Source organism: Bradyrhizobium monzae (genome assembly GCF_021458635.1).
Lineage (GTDB): Bacteria > Pseudomonadota > Alphaproteobacteria > Rhizobiales > Xanthobacteraceae > Bradyrhizobium.
On the sequence record NZ_JAIRDQ010000001.1, the window covers coordinates 728,596 to 743,603 of the forward strand.

12 protein-coding genes are annotated in these 15,008 nt (G+C 63.5%); 3 read left to right on the forward strand and 9 right to left on the reverse strand.

Annotation, left to right across the window (positions count from 1 at the left end; all coding sequences use genetic code 11):
* Positions 1-38: 38 nt before the first annotated feature.
* Positions 39-1,841, forward strand: coding sequence for an ABC transporter ATP-binding protein (locus K3F49_RS03715; protein ID WP_234679542.1), 1,803 nt, complete (start codon positions 39-41; stop codon positions 1,839-1,841).
* Positions 1,842-1,877: 36 nt separating this feature from the next.
* On the forward strand, positions 1,878-2,579 hold the full coding sequence (locus K3F49_RS03720) for a fumarylacetoacetate hydrolase family protein (protein WP_234679543.1): 702 nt from the start codon (positions 1,878-1,880) through the stop codon (positions 2,577-2,579).
* Between the two features lie 57 nt (positions 2,580-2,636).
* On the opposite strand, the gene K3F49_RS03725 is transcribed toward K3F49_RS03720, so the two are convergent.
* The 8 genes from K3F49_RS03725 to K3F49_RS03760 form a co-directional block, all read right to left on the reverse strand.
* Positions 2,637-3,977 (reverse strand): MFS transporter, encoded by a 1,341-nt coding sequence (locus tag K3F49_RS03725; protein WP_234679544.1) that lies wholly within the window; start codon positions 3,975-3,977, stop codon positions 2,637-2,639.
* Positions 3,978-4,103: 126 nt separating this feature from the next.
* Positions 4,104-4,562: a YybH family protein gene (locus K3F49_RS03730; RefSeq protein ID WP_234679545.1), complete on the reverse strand. Its 459-nt coding sequence runs from the start codon at positions 4,560-4,562 to the stop codon at positions 4,104-4,106.
* 107 nt (positions 4,563-4,669) lie between these two features.
* Complete coding sequence (locus tag K3F49_RS03735) at positions 4,670-5,599, reverse strand: aspartyl/asparaginyl beta-hydroxylase domain-containing protein (protein WP_234679546.1); 930 nt, start codon at positions 5,597-5,599, stop codon at positions 4,670-4,672.
* A 144-nt stretch (positions 5,600-5,743) separates the two neighbouring features.
* Positions 5,744-5,899: a hypothetical protein gene (locus K3F49_RS03740; RefSeq protein ID WP_014493894.1), complete on the reverse strand. Its 156-nt coding sequence runs from the start codon at positions 5,897-5,899 to the stop codon at positions 5,744-5,746.
* 149 nt (positions 5,900-6,048) lie between these two features.
* Positions 6,049-7,509 (reverse strand): flavin-containing monooxygenase, encoded by a 1,461-nt coding sequence (locus K3F49_RS03745; RefSeq protein WP_234679547.1) that lies wholly within the window; start codon positions 7,507-7,509, stop codon positions 6,049-6,051.
* Positions 7,510-7,669: 160 nt separating this feature from the next.
* Positions 7,670-9,091: an adenosylhomocysteinase gene (gene ahcY / locus K3F49_RS03750; protein ID WP_234679548.1), complete on the reverse strand. Its 1,422-nt coding sequence runs from the start codon at positions 9,089-9,091 to the stop codon at positions 7,670-7,672.
* Between the two features lie 119 nt (positions 9,092-9,210).
* The gene (gene metK, locus K3F49_RS03755; protein ID WP_234679549.1) at positions 9,211-10,407 is read right to left on the reverse strand and encodes a methionine adenosyltransferase; all 1,197 of its coding nucleotides are present in this window, start codon (positions 10,405-10,407) and stop codon (positions 9,211-9,213) included.
* A 59-nt stretch (positions 10,408-10,466) separates the two neighbouring features.
* Positions 10,467-11,822 carry a hypothetical protein gene (locus tag K3F49_RS03760; protein WP_234679550.1) on the reverse strand — a complete coding sequence of 452 codons (1,356 nt, stop codon included), beginning with the start codon at positions 11,820-11,822 and terminating at the stop codon, positions 10,467-10,469.
* A gap of 175 nt (positions 11,823-11,997) precedes the next feature.
* Here K3F49_RS03760 and K3F49_RS03765 point away from each other — a divergent pair, with 175 nt between their 5' ends.
* Positions 11,998-13,716 (forward strand): caspase family protein, encoded by a 1,719-nt coding sequence (locus K3F49_RS03765; protein WP_234679551.1) that lies wholly within the window; start codon positions 11,998-12,000, stop codon positions 13,714-13,716.
* Between the two features lie 171 nt (positions 13,717-13,887).
* Here the strand turns inward: K3F49_RS03765 and K3F49_RS03770 are convergent, their stop codons facing one another.
* Entirely contained in the window at positions 13,888-15,006 is a 1,119-nt protein-coding gene (locus K3F49_RS03770) for a cobalamin-independent methionine synthase II family protein (RefSeq protein ID WP_234679552.1), read from the reverse strand.
* Positions 15,007-15,008 lie beyond the last annotated feature (2 nt).

Consider the following 15,008-nt stretch of genomic DNA (forward strand, 5'->3'; position numbering starts at 1 on the left):
CGGGCAGGCTTTTCGCCTTGGCCGTCAATGGACTACGGATGGCCCAGTTTCCAAAGAAAATCACCGACGATCCCTATGCGGCAATGGTCCTCATTCGCCGCCTGGTCATGGAACAGGGCGTCGTCTACTGGCGGCGCTACCTCGTTGCCTTTGCGCTGATGGCGGCGGCCGCCAGTGCGACCGCCGGCGCGACCTACGTGCTCGGCCAGGTCATCAACCAGGCCTATGTCGACAAGAACATCCCGGGCATCGCGATGTTCTCGGGCATCACCGTGATCCTGCTGTTCATCAAGGGCGTGGCGACTTACGGCCACATGGTGATCCTGACCAAGATCAGTAACGCCATCCTCGCCACCAACCAGCGCCAGCTGTTCGCCAAGCTGATGCGCGAGAGCGTCGGGTTCTTCTCGGAGCGGCATTCGTCCGAATTTCTGGCCCGGCTGACGGCCGGCGCCAAGTCGATCACCGACGTGCTCAACATGCTCGTCAACGCCGTCGGGCGCGACCTCATGATGCTGCTCGCCATGATCGGCGTGATGGTGTGGCAGGATCCGCTGATGTCGCTGATCGGCCTCGTCGCGGTGCCGCCGGCGATGCTGGTGCTGCGCAAGCTGGTCAAGCGCATCAAGGGCCTCGCCTACAACCAGTTCACCGGCACCGCCGACATCCTGGAGACCATGCAGGAATCGCTGCAGGGCATCCGCACGGTGAAGGCGTTCACGCTCGAAGACACCATGCAGAGCCGCATCGACGAGAACATCGCGATCGTCGAGCGCAACGCCAACAAGATGGCCCGCGTCGCCAACCGTTCCAACCCGCTGATGGAGATGCTCGGCGGCTTCGCGGTTGCCGGCTGCTTGCTTTACGGCGGCTACAGCGTGGTCGCGCTCAACGCCACGCCCGGCGCGTTCTTCTCCTTCATGACCGCGTTCCTGATGGCGACCGAGCCGGCCAAGCGGCTGGCGCGGCTCAACATCGACCTCAACAGCCAGCTCGTCGGCGCGCGCATGCTGCTCGAAGTCGTCGACAGCCCGGCGAGCGAACATTCCGACGACGACAAGCCGGCGCTCAAGCTCTCCGATGCACGGATCGAGTTGCGCGACGTCAGCTTCTCCTATCGCGCCAACGAGACCGTGCTCAACCGGATGAGTTTTGTCGCCGAGCCCGGCAGGGTCACCGCGCTGGTCGGCCCGTCCGGCGGCGGCAAGTCGACTGTGCTGGCGCTGCTGTTGCGCTTCTACGAGGTGACGCAAGGCGACATCGTGATCGACGGCCAGTCGATCGGCGCGGTGTCGCGCAAATCGCTGCGGGCGCAGACCGCCTATGTCGGCCAGGACGTCTATCTGTTCCGCGACACCATCCGCAACAACATCGCCTTCGGCAGACCTGGCGCGAGCGAGAACGAGATCATCGAAGCGGCGAAAGCGGCCTGCGCGCATGATTTCATCATGGGCTTCCCGCTCGGCTACGACACGCCGGTCGGCGAGCACGGCACGCAATTGTCGGGTGGCCAGCGCCAGCGTATCGCGGTGGCGCGCGCGCTGATCAAGAACGCGCCGATCATCCTGCTGGACGAAGCCACCGCCGCGCTCGATTCCGAGTCGGAGCGGCAGGTGCAGGAGGCGATCGAGCATCTCTGCCAGAACCGCACCACCATCGTGATCGCGCACCGCCTGCACACCATCATGTACGCGGACGCGATCCTGGTGGTCGAGGGCGGCGAGATCGTCGAGCAGGGCCGGCACGACGAGCTGCTTCGCCGCTCGGGCCGCTACGCCTCGTTCTTCCGCCTGCAACATCGCGACGCCGGCGCTCTGGCGCCGATCAGCGCAACCGCATAGAGTTCCTTCACCCACCAAGAGCAGCGAGATCGCTTCATGAACGCCGCCTCCTATGTCATTCCGCTTCCGCCCCAGGCTTCGCTTCCCGTCGTCGGCGAGGCCGGCCGCTATCCGGTGCGCCGCATCTGGTGCGTCGGCCGCAACTATCTCGAGCACATCCGCGAGATGGGCAATGACGAGCGTGCGCCGCCGTTCTTCTTCGCCAAGCATGCCGACATGCTGGTGCCCGATGGCGCCACGATTCCCTATCCGCCGCTGACCAAGGATCTGCATCACGAGGTCGAGCTGATCGTCGCGCTCAAGAGCGGCGGTCTCAACATCCCCGCCGACAAGGCGCTCGACCACGTCTACGGCTACGCCGTCGGCATCGACCTCACCCGCCGCGACCTCCAGATCGCCTCGCGCAAGAAGGAGCGTCCGTGGGAGATCGGCAAGTCGTTCGACGGCTCGGCGCCCGCCTCCGCGGTGCAGCCGGCCTCGAAGATCGGCCATCCATCCAAGGGCAAGATCTGGCTCACGGTCAACGGCAAGGAAGCCCAGACCGGCGACCTGGAGCAGATGATCTGGAACGTGCCGGAGACGATCTGGCAGCTGTCCCAGCAGGTGAAGCTCGCCGCCGGCGACATCATCATGACGGGCACGCCGGCCGGCGTGTCGCAACTCCAGCCCGGCGACAAGCTCGAATGCGGCGTCGACGGCATCGGCACGCTGAAGGTAAGCATCGGTCAGCCGGAATAGGCGCAAAGCGTAAGGTGCGGATTAGCGTGGCGTAGTAATCCGCCCTACGCGGCGGCCTCACGCCCGCGAACCGTGCGCATCCGCGGCATTGATGTCTTTGCCGGTGTAGTCGGTCATCAGCGCGGTCGCGACCAGCGTGATGACCGAGCACACCGCGATGTAGGCCGCGATGGCCGTCGCCGAGTGGAACGTGCCGAACAACCAGGCTGCAATCAACGGCGCGGGGCCACCCGCGATCACGGATGCAAACTGATAGCCGAGCGAGGCGCCGCTGTAGCGCAGGCGTCCGGTAAAGCTCTCGGCAATCAGGGCAGCTTGCGGACCGTACATCATGTCGTGCGGGATCAGCGACAGGACGATCGCGAGGAAGATGACTGTCTCCAATCCGGTATTGAGCATCGCGTAATAGACGAAGCCGAAGATGCCGGTGACGAGCGCGCCGGCCATGTACATATTCTTGCGGCCGATCAAATCGGACAGATGACCGCAAACCGGAATCGTCACGAATGACAGCACCGAGGCCGACAACACCGCGGTCAGCAGGAAGTCACGCGAGAGGTGCAGCGTGCCGATGCCGTAGGAGAAGACGAACGCGGTGAAGATGTAGAACGGTGCCTGCTCGGCCATGCGCGCGAAGGCTGAGAGCAGGATTTCCTTCGGATGTTGCCTGATCACCGTCAGCATCGGTGTGCGGTCGATCCGGCGCTCCGCCAGCAATTTGGAGAACACCGGCGTTTCGAGAATGCCGAGCCGGATGTAGAGACCGACGCCGACCAGGATGAGACTGAGCGCGAACGGTATGCGCCAGCCCCAGGCCAGGAAACGGTCGCCCGCCATCTGGCTGAAGGCCAGCACGGCGAGGTTGGCAAGGAACAAGCCGCAGGGCACACCGAATTGTGGCCAGGACGCGATCAATCCGCGCGAGCGGTCATTGCGCGCCCATTCCATCGACATCAGCACCGAGCCGCCCCATTCGCCGCCGACGCCAACGCCCTGAATGAAGCGGAGCACGGTCAGGATCACCGCGCCCCAGATGCCGATGCTCGAATAGGTCGGCACCACGGCCACCGCGGCGGTCGCCAGGCCCATCAGCAGCAACGTTGCAATCAGCGTCGATTTGCGGCCGATCCGATCGCCATAGTGCCCGAAGATCGCAGCACCGATCGGACGCGCGATGAAGCCGACCGCATAGATGGCAAATGCTTCCAGCGTGCCAACCCAGGGGTCGGAATGCGGGAAGAACAGTTTTGCGAAGACCAGCCCCGTCACGGTGCTGTAGAGGAAGAAATCATACCATTCGATCGCAGTCCCCACGGTGGAGGCGATGATGGCACGGCGGAGCTGGAGTTGATGTTCGGATGGAGTCAGTTGGGCGGCGTCGAGGCCGAGCGTTGTCATGGGAGCGTCTCCTTCTGACGCGCCCCCCCGATGGTCGTTTGAGCACCAACTTTCTTGCGCGCCCAAGGGTTCCTGCAACCGTATAGAACTATCGTAGGGCGGATGAGCGATTTGTCCGCCCCAAGCCTACCAGGCCTTCACCGATCGGCTGGCGTGAGACGCCTGGGGGATGCCGCGGTTGAGCGACATGTGGGAGTGAACGCACAGCCAACTGCCGGCAGTCTTCGCGAACACCATCGTTGCCCGGCCCGGTCGCGGAAACGAACTGCCATCACTATGGTACCCGGTGCTCGTCCACGGCGCGATCACGGTCGCCATCGTGCCATCGGGAGACGCCAGAACCGAGGTCTGGTCGAGCACGAAGCGGAAGTCGGTCGTCTTGGGCCAGACGTTGTCCCATTGTGTCGTGACCCACTGATCGAGACCCGGGATGACATCGTTATGCGTGCCGAAGGCCAGTACATCAGGGTGGAAGAGTGGCCGCGCCGAGGCGTAGTCGACCTCGCGGACATAGCTCGCAAAGGTATCCAGCCAAGCGCGGAAGAATTGCACGGTCTCGGTGTTCGCAAGTGGCAACGGGGCCATTTCCTGCTCCATGTTCGGCCGCTAAATCGCGGTAACCTTGTTGCCGCGGATGTCGAACACGATTGCGGAGCTCGAGAGGCTGCTGATCCGCCCTACGCGCCTCGGCCTTATCGCAGCGCCGAAAATACGATCAGGCCAACAACCACCGCCGTCATCGAATACTTCAGCGTGTAATACACGTTGCGATTCCACTCCTTGACCTTGCGGCTGCCGAGATGGATCTCGTAGAGCTTGCCGAACACCTTGTTGAGCACACCCACGCTCTCGCCGTCGACGTTCTGGGTTGCCGACGCCTTGACGATGTGATGGCTGACCCAGCGATTGATCGCGGTCATGAAGCCGTACCTCATCGGACGCTCGACATCGCAGAACAGGATGATGCGATTGACGTCGGTCGCGTTCTCCGCGCTGTGGATGAAAGTTTCGTCGAACATGAAGGCATCGCCGTCACGCCAGACGCATTCGACGCCGTCGACCAGAATTCGGCACTTGTTCGAGTTCGGCGTGACCAGGCCGAGATGATAGCGCAGCGAGCCCGCGAAGGGATCGCGGTGCGCGCCGAGCTTGCCGCCCGGCGGCAGCATCGCGAACATCGCGCCGTGCACGCTCGGGATCGACTTGAGCAGCTCCACCGTCTTCGGGCACAGCGTGTTCGCAGACGGCAGGAAGTCATCATACCATTTCAGGTAAAAGCGTTTCCAGCCGCTCTTGAAGAACGAGTAGAAGCCCCAATCATTGTTCTTCGCTGCCGCGCGGATAAAACCTTCGTCGAACAGGCGGACGGCCTCGTCGCGAATGGTCTCCCAGTTCTCGCTGAGCGGCTTCAGCTCCGGAAATTGCTCGACGGAGATGACAGGCTTGTTCGGCACGGCCGAGCCGGCATACATCAGCACATTGTAGGGGGCGAGGTAGGTTGAGTGATCACCGAGCTGGCGCGCGAAGCGCAGCCGTTGCTTGCCGCGGAAGTGAACGTAAATCGTCGAGGCCGCAAGCACATACAAAATGACAAGTTGCGGTGCAAAAAGCTGCTTCAGCATTTCCCCAAGTCCCGAGTGACCCAGCCGGGGACGTGATCTAACGCGACCCAGCCCGAGCGGCAAGATATTCACCGCTGGGTTGCAGTCACGCTGGGGAAAGCGCGGGACTACAGATTGGGCCGAAACGGGCCGAAACCAGCCGACTCACGCCCGCGACAGCGCCTGAAGGCCCTTGAAGGTCAGGCGCTTGGGGTCGGTGACGCCGGCGAGATAGAGCCGGCGAATAAAGGCGATGACGGCGTCGCGGTCGCAATCGGTCAGCGCGACGACGGCGTCGACCGCGATCTTCTGGGCTTCCATTGGGCTCACCTCGGCCTTGCGAGTAACCCCGGCCGACACAGGCTAGGACTCAACCGTTAATCCGGCGTTAACCGTTCGGAACCATCGCCGATTCAACCCAGCGGCCGTATACGCAAAACAACGCATTGGCCGTAGAACCGGCGGCGTGATCAGGAATATCGCATCACGCCGTCGTCGATCCGGCCGAAGCGCAGGGTCACGATGTCGAGGGCGTAGTTCTGGTACAGCCGCCACGGCTGCTTCGAGCCTTGCTTCGGCATCTTGGCGACCGAGCGCTGCACGTAGCCCGAGGTGAAATCGAGCGACGGCTGCGCGGTGATCTCGGGGTCGTCATTGTGCGGCATCGCCTGCCGGAAATTATGCCGGTCCATGTAGTTGATCAGACGGCAGACATATTCGCAGGTGAGATCGCATTTCAGCGTCCAGGACGCGTTGGTGTAGCCGAAGGCCGACGCCATGTTGGGCACGTCGGCATACATCATGCCCTTGTAGGTCAGCGTGCTGGCGAAATCGACGGCGCGACCGTCGACGCTGATCTCGAGGCCGCCGACGACCTGGAGCACCAGACCCGTCGCCGTCACGATGATGTCGGCGGCAAGCTCGCTGCCATCCTTCAGACGGATGCCATCGCGCGTAAAGGTGTCGATCTCGTTGGTGACCACTGCGGCGCGCTTTTCGCGGATCGCCTTGAAGAGGTCGCCGTCGGGCACGAGGCAGAGCCGCTGGTCCCAGGGATTGTAGCGCGGCGTGAAATGGGTGGCGATGTCGTAGTCCGGCCCGAGCGCCATACGCACGCCGCCGAGGATCAGGTTCTTCACCTTGTCCGGCCGCCGCCGGCTGAGCTGGAAGAAGAACATCCCCCACATCACGTTGCGCCAGCGGATGACATGATAGGCAAGGCGCGTCGGCAGATTGCGGCGCAACTTGTTAGCGACTGGGTCGTGCGCCGGGCGTGACACCACGTAGGTCGGCGAGCGCTGCAGCATGGTGACCTGGGCTGCGGTCTTGGCGAGCTCCGGCACCAGCGTCACCGCGGTCGCGCCCGAGCCGATCACGACGACACGTTTGCCTGAATAGTCGATGTCCTCGGTCCATTTCTGCGGATGCACGATGCGGCCGGCAAAATCCGCAACGCCGTTGAACTCTGGCGTATAGCCCGCCTCGTATTTGTAATAGCCCGCGCACATGAACAGGAAATTGCAGGTGATGCGCACGACCTCGGTCGCGCCCTCGCCCGCGATGCGCTCGACCTCGACGGTCCAGCGCGCCTCCGGCGTCGACCACGCCGCACGCTTGACGCGATGGCGGAAGCGAATGTGCTTCTCGATGTCATTCTCGGCCGCGGTCTCGCGCACATAGTTCAGGATCTGCGGCCCGTCCGCGATCGCCTTCGGATCGGTCCACGGCTTGAAGGAATAGCCGAGCGTGAACATATCGCTGTCGGAACGGATGCCGGGATAGCGAAACAGGTCCCAGGTGCCGCCGATGCAGTCGCGCCCCTCCAGGATGACGTAACTCTTGCCCGGACACTTGTTCTGCAAGTGATAGCCCGCGCCGATGCCTGATAGCCCGGCACCGACGATCAGCACGTCGAAATGTTCTTGTTGCATGGTTTCCTCCGCCACCGAGGATTGTCGGCCCGTCGCTGCTGGCCGTCAATTGGCAAACAGCCGTGGAGCAACTGCAAAGCGAGTTGAATTCCATGCGTCGAAACTACAAAGCCCCGGATCGCTCCGGGGCTTTGCGTCGATGATCTCTGTGATCAGCGTCTCAGTAGCGGTAGTGGTCGCTCTTGTACGGGCCTTCCTGCTTCACGCCGATATAGTCGGCCTGGTCCTTGCGAAGCTCGGTGAGCTTGACGCCGATCTTGGCGAGATGCAGACGCGCGACCTTCTCGTCGAGCGTCTTCGGCAGCACGTAGACTTCCTTCTTGTACTTGCCGTCCTTGTTGTTGGCGAACAGCTCGATCTGCGCCAGCGTCTGGTTGGTGAAGGACGCCGACATCACGAAGGACGGGTGGCCCATCGCGTTGCCGAGGTTCACGAGGCGGCCTTCCGACAGCATGATGATGCGGTGCTTGTCGGGGAACTCGATCTCGTCGACCTGCGGCTTGATGTTGGTCCACTTCAGATTGCGCAAGGACGCGATCTGGATCTCGTTGTCGAAGTGACCGATGTTGCAGACGATGGCGCGATCCTTCATCGCGCGCATGTGCTCGATGGTGATGATGTCCTTGTTGCCGGTCGCGGTGACGAAGATGTCGGCGCGGGGCGCGGCGTCTTCCATGGTGGTGACTTCATAACCCTCCATCGACGCCTGCAGCGCGCAGATCGGATCGACTTCGGAGACCATGACGCGGCAGCCGGCCTGGCGCAGCGAGGCCGCCGAGCCCTTGCCGACGTCGCCGAAACCCGCGACCATCGCGACCTTGCCCGACATCATCACGTCGGTGCCGCGGCGAATGCCGTCGACCAGCGATTCACGGCAGCCGTAGAGGTTGTCGAACTTCGACTTGGTGACGCTGTCGTTGACGTTGATGGCGGGCCACAGCAGCGTGCCGGCCTTCTGCATGTCATAGAGGCGATGCACGCCCGTGGTGGTCTCTTCGGAAACACCCTTGATGCTCTTGGCGATCTCGGCGAAGTAGCCCTTCGGCTTTTCCTTGAGCTGCTTCTTCAGAAGCGCGAAGAAGACTTCCTCTTCTTCCGAAGCCGGCTTGTCCAGGAACGCGGTGTCGCCGTTCTCGGCGCGCAGGCCGAGATGGACGTACATGGTGGCGTCGCCGCCGTCGTCGAGGATCATGTTCGGGTGACCGCCACCGTGCCAGTCGAACAGTTTTGCGGTGTAGTCCCAATATTCGGTCAGCGTCTCACCCTTGACCGCGAACACCGGAATGCCGGCGGCGGCGATCGCAGCCGCGGCGTGGTCCTGCGTCGAATAGATGTTGCAGGAGACCCAGCGAATGTCGGCGCCGAGAGCTGCCAGCGTCTCGATCAGCACGCCGGTCTGAATCGTCATGTGCAGGGAGCCGGCGATACGCGCGCCCTTCAGCGGCTGCTTCGGGCCGTACTCTTCGCGGGTGGCCATCAGGCCGGGCATCTCGGTCTCGGCCAGCGAGAGTTCCTTGCGGCCGAAATCGGCGAGCGAGATGTCCTTGACGATGTAATCGGTGAAGCCGGGCTTCGCGTTCATTGCGAGTGTCCTATTGTTGAACGGGCATTTTCGGGACGCCTCCAAGAGGGGCCCCGGAATCGCGACGTGAGGGTGAAGGATTCCGGGTCCGCGTACGAACCCGGAATGACGCACAAAAATCAGACCGCGCGCTTGAGCGCCTCGACGAGATCGGTCTTCTCCCAGGAAAAGCCGCCCTCGTTGTCGGGCGTGCGGCCGAAATGGCCGTAGGCCGACGTGCGCGCGTAGATCGGGCGGTTGAGATCGAGATGGCTGCGGATGCCGCGCGGGGTGAGATCCATCGCCTTGGCGGCAGCCTTCTCGAGCTGGTCCTCCGACACCTTACCGGTGCCGTGAGTGTCGATGTAGATCGACAGCGGACGCGCCACGCCGATGGCGTAGGCGAGCTGCAGCGTGCAGCGGTCGGCGAGACCGGCAGCGACGATGTTCTTGGCGACGTAGCGCGCAGCGTAAGCCGCGGAGCGGTCGACCTTGGTCGGATCCTTGCCGGAGAACGCGCCGCCGCCATGGGGCGCCGCACCGCCGTAGGTGTCGACGATGATCTTGCGGCCGGTCAGGCCGGAGTCACCATCGGGACCGCCGATGAAGAATTTGCCGGTCGGATTGATGTGCCAGATGGTCTTCGGCGTGATCCAGTCCTTCGGCAGCGCCTCGCGCACATAGGGCTCGACAATGTCGCGGATCTGCTTGGACGAGATGTCCTCGACCAGATGCTGGTGCGACACCACGATCTCGCGCACGCCGACCGGCTTGCCGTTCTCGTATTGCACGGTGACCTGGCTCTTGGAGTCCGGACCGAGCACCTTCTCCTTGCCGGAGTGACGGGCTTCGGAGATGAGACGCAGGATCTTGTGGGCGTAGAAGATCGGCGCCGGCATCAGGTCGGGCGTCTCGTTGGTGGCGTAACCGAACATGATGCCCTGGTCGCCCGCGCCCTCTTCCTTGACTTCGCCCGGCTGCAGCGCGTCGACGCCCTGCGCGATGTCGGCCGACTGCGGATGCAGCAGGATCTCGATGTCGGCCTTCTGCCAGTGGAAGCCGTCCTGCTCGTAACCGATGTCCTTGATCGCCTCGCGCACGACACTTTCGATCTGCTCGTTGGTGACCGACTTCGGACCGCGGGTCTCGCCGGCGATCACCACCTTGTTGGTGGTCGCCAGCGTCTCGCAGGCCGCGCGGATCTGCCAGGGATCGATGCCGGCCTTCGGCCCTTCCCGGTAGAACAGATCGACGATTTCATCGGAAATCCGGTCACAGACCTTGTCCGGATGGCCTTCGGACACGGACTCGCTGGTGAAAAGATAGGACGCGCGCATCAGTAACCCCTTGTTCCGCCGCTTCAGGCGGAGTTTGCGATGTTTACCCTTGGATGATGTCAATCACGCCGGCGCGAGATGACGTAGGATTCGTCGAGAAACCAGAGCCCGTTGTACTTTCGCAGCACATCCCTGGCGGCATCCAGAGTGCGGCCGTTTTGAGTCATGTCTGTCAACCGGTCGTCCTCAATCTGAGCGACATACACCGCCGCATTCCAGGCTGCAAAGGCCGTCGAGGTTCCGATGGTACCCGTCACCTCGTTGGGCAGCGCTTCCATATCATACCTGAAGATCGAACGGTTATCCGCGTATGCATTAAAATTTAAGTCGCGGCCCAACGACCCGAGCTCGTACTTAACGGCGCGCAATAGCTCATGACGGCTCACCGAGAAAGGATTTTCTCCGGGCCAGATCGCCTGGATCATTTCCATGCCGGGATCGTGACCGTGGGAGTGAATACCGATCAGGCGACCGCCCGGGCGCAACGCCCGCGCCAGCGGTGCAATGATCCGCTTGGCCCGGAAATTGACCGAGGACAGCGCCCGGTATGGCTGGGATGCGATAACGAGGTCGAAATTGGCCTCGGTCTGGCCCGGCCGCGGAATGGTCGAATCCAGCAGGAACCGGTGGTCCTCGCGGTAGAGCACCAGCACGACCGGCCGCTCATACAGCGGCATGGCCGTGCGCGGGCTGATCGCGGCGCGCCAGTTCTGCTCCAGGAACGGCCGCAGCTCGGCGATCTGCTGCTCGAATTCGCCTGATGAGGCGCCCCGCAGCGGAACCTCGTGCCAGACGGTGGCAGCGGCGGCCGCAGGCGATGCCGGCGTCAGCCAGGGCGCCTCCGAATAGAACATGTTGGTGAAGACGAAAACCGATGCCGGGTGCTCGAAAATGCGGTCCGGGACCTTCTCAAGCGTCAGGCGCAAATCCTCGAGGCTGAGCTCCTTGCCGGCGACATAGAACGGCATGTGCGGGTAGCGCTGGTGGGTGGCCCGCAGCACCCGCGCCAGCACCGTGCCGTCGCCGACACCGGCGTCGAAGATGCGCAGGGCGGGCGGCCTCGGATGGATGCTGGCGAGTTCCAGCGCGACGCGCTCCGCAACCACCCGCTTCTCGCTGCAGGTGTGGACAAACAGCAGGTACTTCTGGCGGTTCTCGAAGAAGCGGAAATTGCCGCGCGGATCGCGCTTTTCCGGAGGCACCTGTAGCCCCCGCAGCGGCGGCAGGCCGCCCGTCGTGGACGCGGCGATATAGGCCTGGATCCGATCCAGCGTGTCGATGGTGATGCGCTTGCCCTCGCGCAGCCGGTGCACGAGCTTCCCATCGTTCACAGCACGCCGGCCAAACGTCGATTCCGCCATGTCCGCCTTGCGGCAGAACTCGGTGATTTGGCTCAGGATTTCGTCGTTTTTCATGAGTGGGACAGCGGTGGGCAGGAAAGTTGGGACCCGTCTCCTAGCAAATTCTGCCCACTCAGGGAATACCTGAGTCGAGCTCCGAACCAGCCATGTCGCGATAACGGGAGCGATGAACCCCGGCGCACCGCCAGACAACAAACAAGCGCCTCCCCTCAAGTCCGGGACCATCGCTATGCGCCGCCTGTTCTTGGCATTCTGCCTGCTCGCCGCCGCGCTATGGTCGGCGCCTTGCTCTGCCCAATCGCGCCGCCAGCTCGGGCCGCTCTGCACCACCGAGACCACGCCGGCGGACCAGATGGTCGACGCCTGCAGCAAGATCATCGCGCTCAAGGTTTTCAAGGGCGAGCAGCTCGCGACCGTTTATTTCTGGCGCGCGGTGGGCTGGAACAAGAAAGGCGACTACGGCCGTGTCATTGCCGACGCCACCGAAGCGATCCGGTTGCAGCCGAGCCAGGCGGTCTACAACATGCGGGGCTCGGCCTATTACGACAAGGGCGACTACGACATCGCGATCGCGGATTTCGACGATGCGCTGAAGCTCGGGCCGCCGAGCGGCATCATCTTCCACAACCGCGGCAATGCCTGGCGCGGCAAGGGCAACTACGCCAAGGCGATCGCCGATTACGACATGTCGATCAAGGCCGATCCGAGATCGGCGTTCTCGTTCCAGAACCGCGGCATTGCGAAGGAGGCGCTCGGCGATCTCGATGGCGCGCTCGCCGACATCAACCAGGCGATCCGGCTCGATCCGACGCTGCCGCAGCCGCTGATCAACCGCACCGCGATCTGGCGCGCGAAGAACGATCTCGATCGCGCTATTGCCGACGGCTCCGAGGCGATCCGGCTTGCCAAGGACAAGCCGCCGGTCAACATCATGACGCCGCCGAACAGCGTCCTGATCTCCGCCTACACCCATCGCGCGCTGGCCTATGAGGCCAAGGGTGACTACGCGCGCGCGAAGGACGACTACAACGCCACGCTCGCGATCGTGGCCTCGGACGCCGGCAGCAAGGCCAATCAGGCCACCGCAAAAGTGCGGCTGTCGCTGGTGGCGGACGCCGCCGCGCCGATCCCGCGCGATGCACCCGCCCCGTCAGGACAACAGCAGACCACGTCCACGCAGCAGCAGGCTAACGCCGCGCCTGCGCCCTCACCTGCCCCCGCAACGCCCGGCAAGCGCATGGCGCTCGTCATCGGCAACGGCGCCTATGCCCATGTGAAGGCACTGCCCAACCCGCCCAACGATGCGCGCGCCATCGCCAAGAGCTTGCGTGACATCGGCTTCATCGTGTCGGAGGGCGTCGATCTCGACCGGGCCGCAATGCAGAAGATGACGCGCGAGTTTTTGCGTGATGCAGCACGGGCGCAGGTAGCACTCGTCTACTATGCCGGTCACGGCGTGCAGGTCGACGGCCGCAACTACCTCATTCCCGTCGATGTCGAGCTCAAGCCGGGCACTAGCATGACCGAGGCCATGATCGACATGGATACGATCATGGCCGGCCTCGACGACCAGGTCCGCACCAACATCCTGATCTTCGATGCCTGCCGCAACAATCCGATGGCGCAGCAGGTCGCAAGCGCCGGCAGCAGTCGCGGCATTGAGGGCGCGTCAGGCCTCGCAGCGCCAACGAGCCTCGGCTCCGGCGCGACACTAGGGGCCGGCACGCTGATCGCATTCGCGACCGCACCGGGCCAGGTGGCGCTCGATGGCGAGGGCGCCAATTCACCGTTCTCGGCCGCACTGTCCCGCCATCTCGGTACGCCGGGGCTGGAGGTGCAGCAGATGCTGACGCGGGTGCGGGCCGAGGTGGTCTCGGGCACGAAGAACAAGCAGGTGCCGTGGTCGAATTCGTCGCTGCTGGGCGAGGTCTATCTGGCGGAGAAGTGAGGCGCGTTTGCGCGCTGCTTATGAGCGCCGTGCCACTTGCCCAACACTCAGCTGTCATCGCCCAGCTCGACCGGGCGATCCAGTATTCCGAGAGGTCTGTGGGTCATCGAGAAGCCGCGGCGTACTGGATTCCCCGCTTTTCGCGGGGAATGACGGCGAGCTAGCGGGGGCTCAATTGCCCCACACTTCCTTCGCGATCTCGACCGCAAGGGCCAGCTTCGCCCACTGCTCTTCCTCGGAGAGGATGTTGCCCTCCTCGGTCGAGGCAAAGCCGCACTGCGGCGAGAGAGCGAGCTGCTCCAGCGGGGCAAACTTGGAGGCTTCTTCCAGGCGACGCTTGATGTCGTCCTTCTTCTCGAGCTCGCCGAACTTCGAGGTGATGACGCCGACCACGACCACCTTGTTGCCCTTGGGCAGGAAGCGCAGCGGCTCGAAGCCGCCGGCGCGGTCGCTGTCGTATTCCAGGAAGTAGCCGTCGTAATTGGTGCCGGCCAGCATGGTCTCCGCCACCGGCTCGTAGCCGCCCGAAGAAATCCAGGTCGAGCGGAAATTGCCGCGGCAGACGTGTGTCGTCACCACCATGTCGGCGGGCTTCTCGGCCAGCGCGTAGTTGATGACACGCGCATAGATCTGCTGGAGACCGTCCGGAGTGTCGCCCCGCTCGCGCGCCTTCTGAAGCTCGTCCGGCGAGCAGAGATAGGCCCACACGGTATCGTCGAACTGGAGATAGCGGCAACCGGCGTCGTAAAACGCCTTCACGGCCTTGCGGTAGGTCTTGCCGAGATCCTCGTAGAAGGCCTCGAGATCGGGATAGACGTCCTTGGAGATCGCCTTGCGACCGCCGCGGAAGTGCAGCACGGCCGGCGAGGGGATCGTCATCTTGGCGGTGACGTGGGCTTGATCAGCGTTCTTCTTGAGGAAGCGGAAGTGGTCCAGCATCGGGTGGTCGTCGGGGAAGTCGAGCTTGCCGATCACACGCACCGCGTCGTGACGGGTCTGCACGCCCGCGAACTGGATGCCGGCATCGGGGTGGAACAGCTCGCAGCCGGTGAGCTTGGCCAGGAAGTCGAAATGCCACCAGGAGCGGCGGAATTCCCCGTCGGTCGCGAGCTTCAGGCCGACTGAGGCCTGCTTGTGCACGACCTTCTCGATCTCCATGTCCTCGATCTTGCGCAGATCGTCGGCCGAGATCTCACCCTTCTCGAGTCGGCTGCGGGCTTCCTTGATCTTGGCGGGGCGCAGGAGGCTGCCGACCTCGTCGGCGCGGAAGGGGGCTTTGGTTCGCTGCATTC

Excerpts from the sequence above, each read along its gene's own strand:
- K3F49_RS03715 (WP_234679542.1), top strand. The coding sequence starts at position 39 with ATGGCCCAGTTTCCAAAGAAAATCACCGACGATCCCTATGCGGCAATG.
- K3F49_RS03720 (WP_234679543.1), top strand. The coding sequence starts at position 1,878 with ATGAACGCCGCCTCCTATGTCATTCCGCTTCCGCCCCAGGCTTCGCTT.
- K3F49_RS03725 (WP_234679544.1), bottom strand. The coding sequence starts at position 3,977 with ATGACAACGCTCGGCCTCGACGCCGCCCAACTGACTCCATCCGAACAT.
- K3F49_RS03730 (WP_234679545.1), bottom strand. The coding sequence starts at position 4,562 with ATGGCCCCGTTGCCACTTGCGAACACCGAGACCGTGCAATTCTTCCGC.
- K3F49_RS03735 (WP_234679546.1), bottom strand. The coding sequence starts at position 5,599 with ATGCTGAAGCAGCTTTTTGCACCGCAACTTGTCATTTTGTATGTGCTT.
- K3F49_RS03740 (WP_014493894.1), bottom strand. The coding sequence starts at position 5,899 with ATGGAAGCCCAGAAGATCGCGGTCGACGCCGTCGTCGCGCTGACCGAT.
- K3F49_RS03745 (WP_234679547.1), bottom strand. The coding sequence starts at position 7,509 with ATGCAACAAGAACATTTCGACGTGCTGATCGTCGGTGCCGGGCTATCA.
- ahcY (WP_234679548.1), bottom strand. The coding sequence starts at position 9,091 with ATGAACGCGAAGCCCGGCTTCACCGATTACATCGTCAAGGACATCTCG.
- metK (WP_234679549.1), bottom strand. The coding sequence starts at position 10,407 with ATGCGCGCGTCCTATCTTTTCACCAGCGAGTCCGTGTCCGAAGGCCAT.
- K3F49_RS03760 (WP_234679550.1), bottom strand. The coding sequence starts at position 11,822 with ATGAAAAACGACGAAATCCTGAGCCAAATCACCGAGTTCTGCCGCAAG.
- K3F49_RS03765 (WP_234679551.1), top strand. The coding sequence starts at position 11,998 with ATGCGCCGCCTGTTCTTGGCATTCTGCCTGCTCGCCGCCGCGCTATGG.
- K3F49_RS03770 (WP_234679552.1), bottom strand. The coding sequence starts at position 15,006 with ATGCAGCGAACCAAAGCCCCCTTCCGCGCCGACGAGGTCGGCAGCCTC.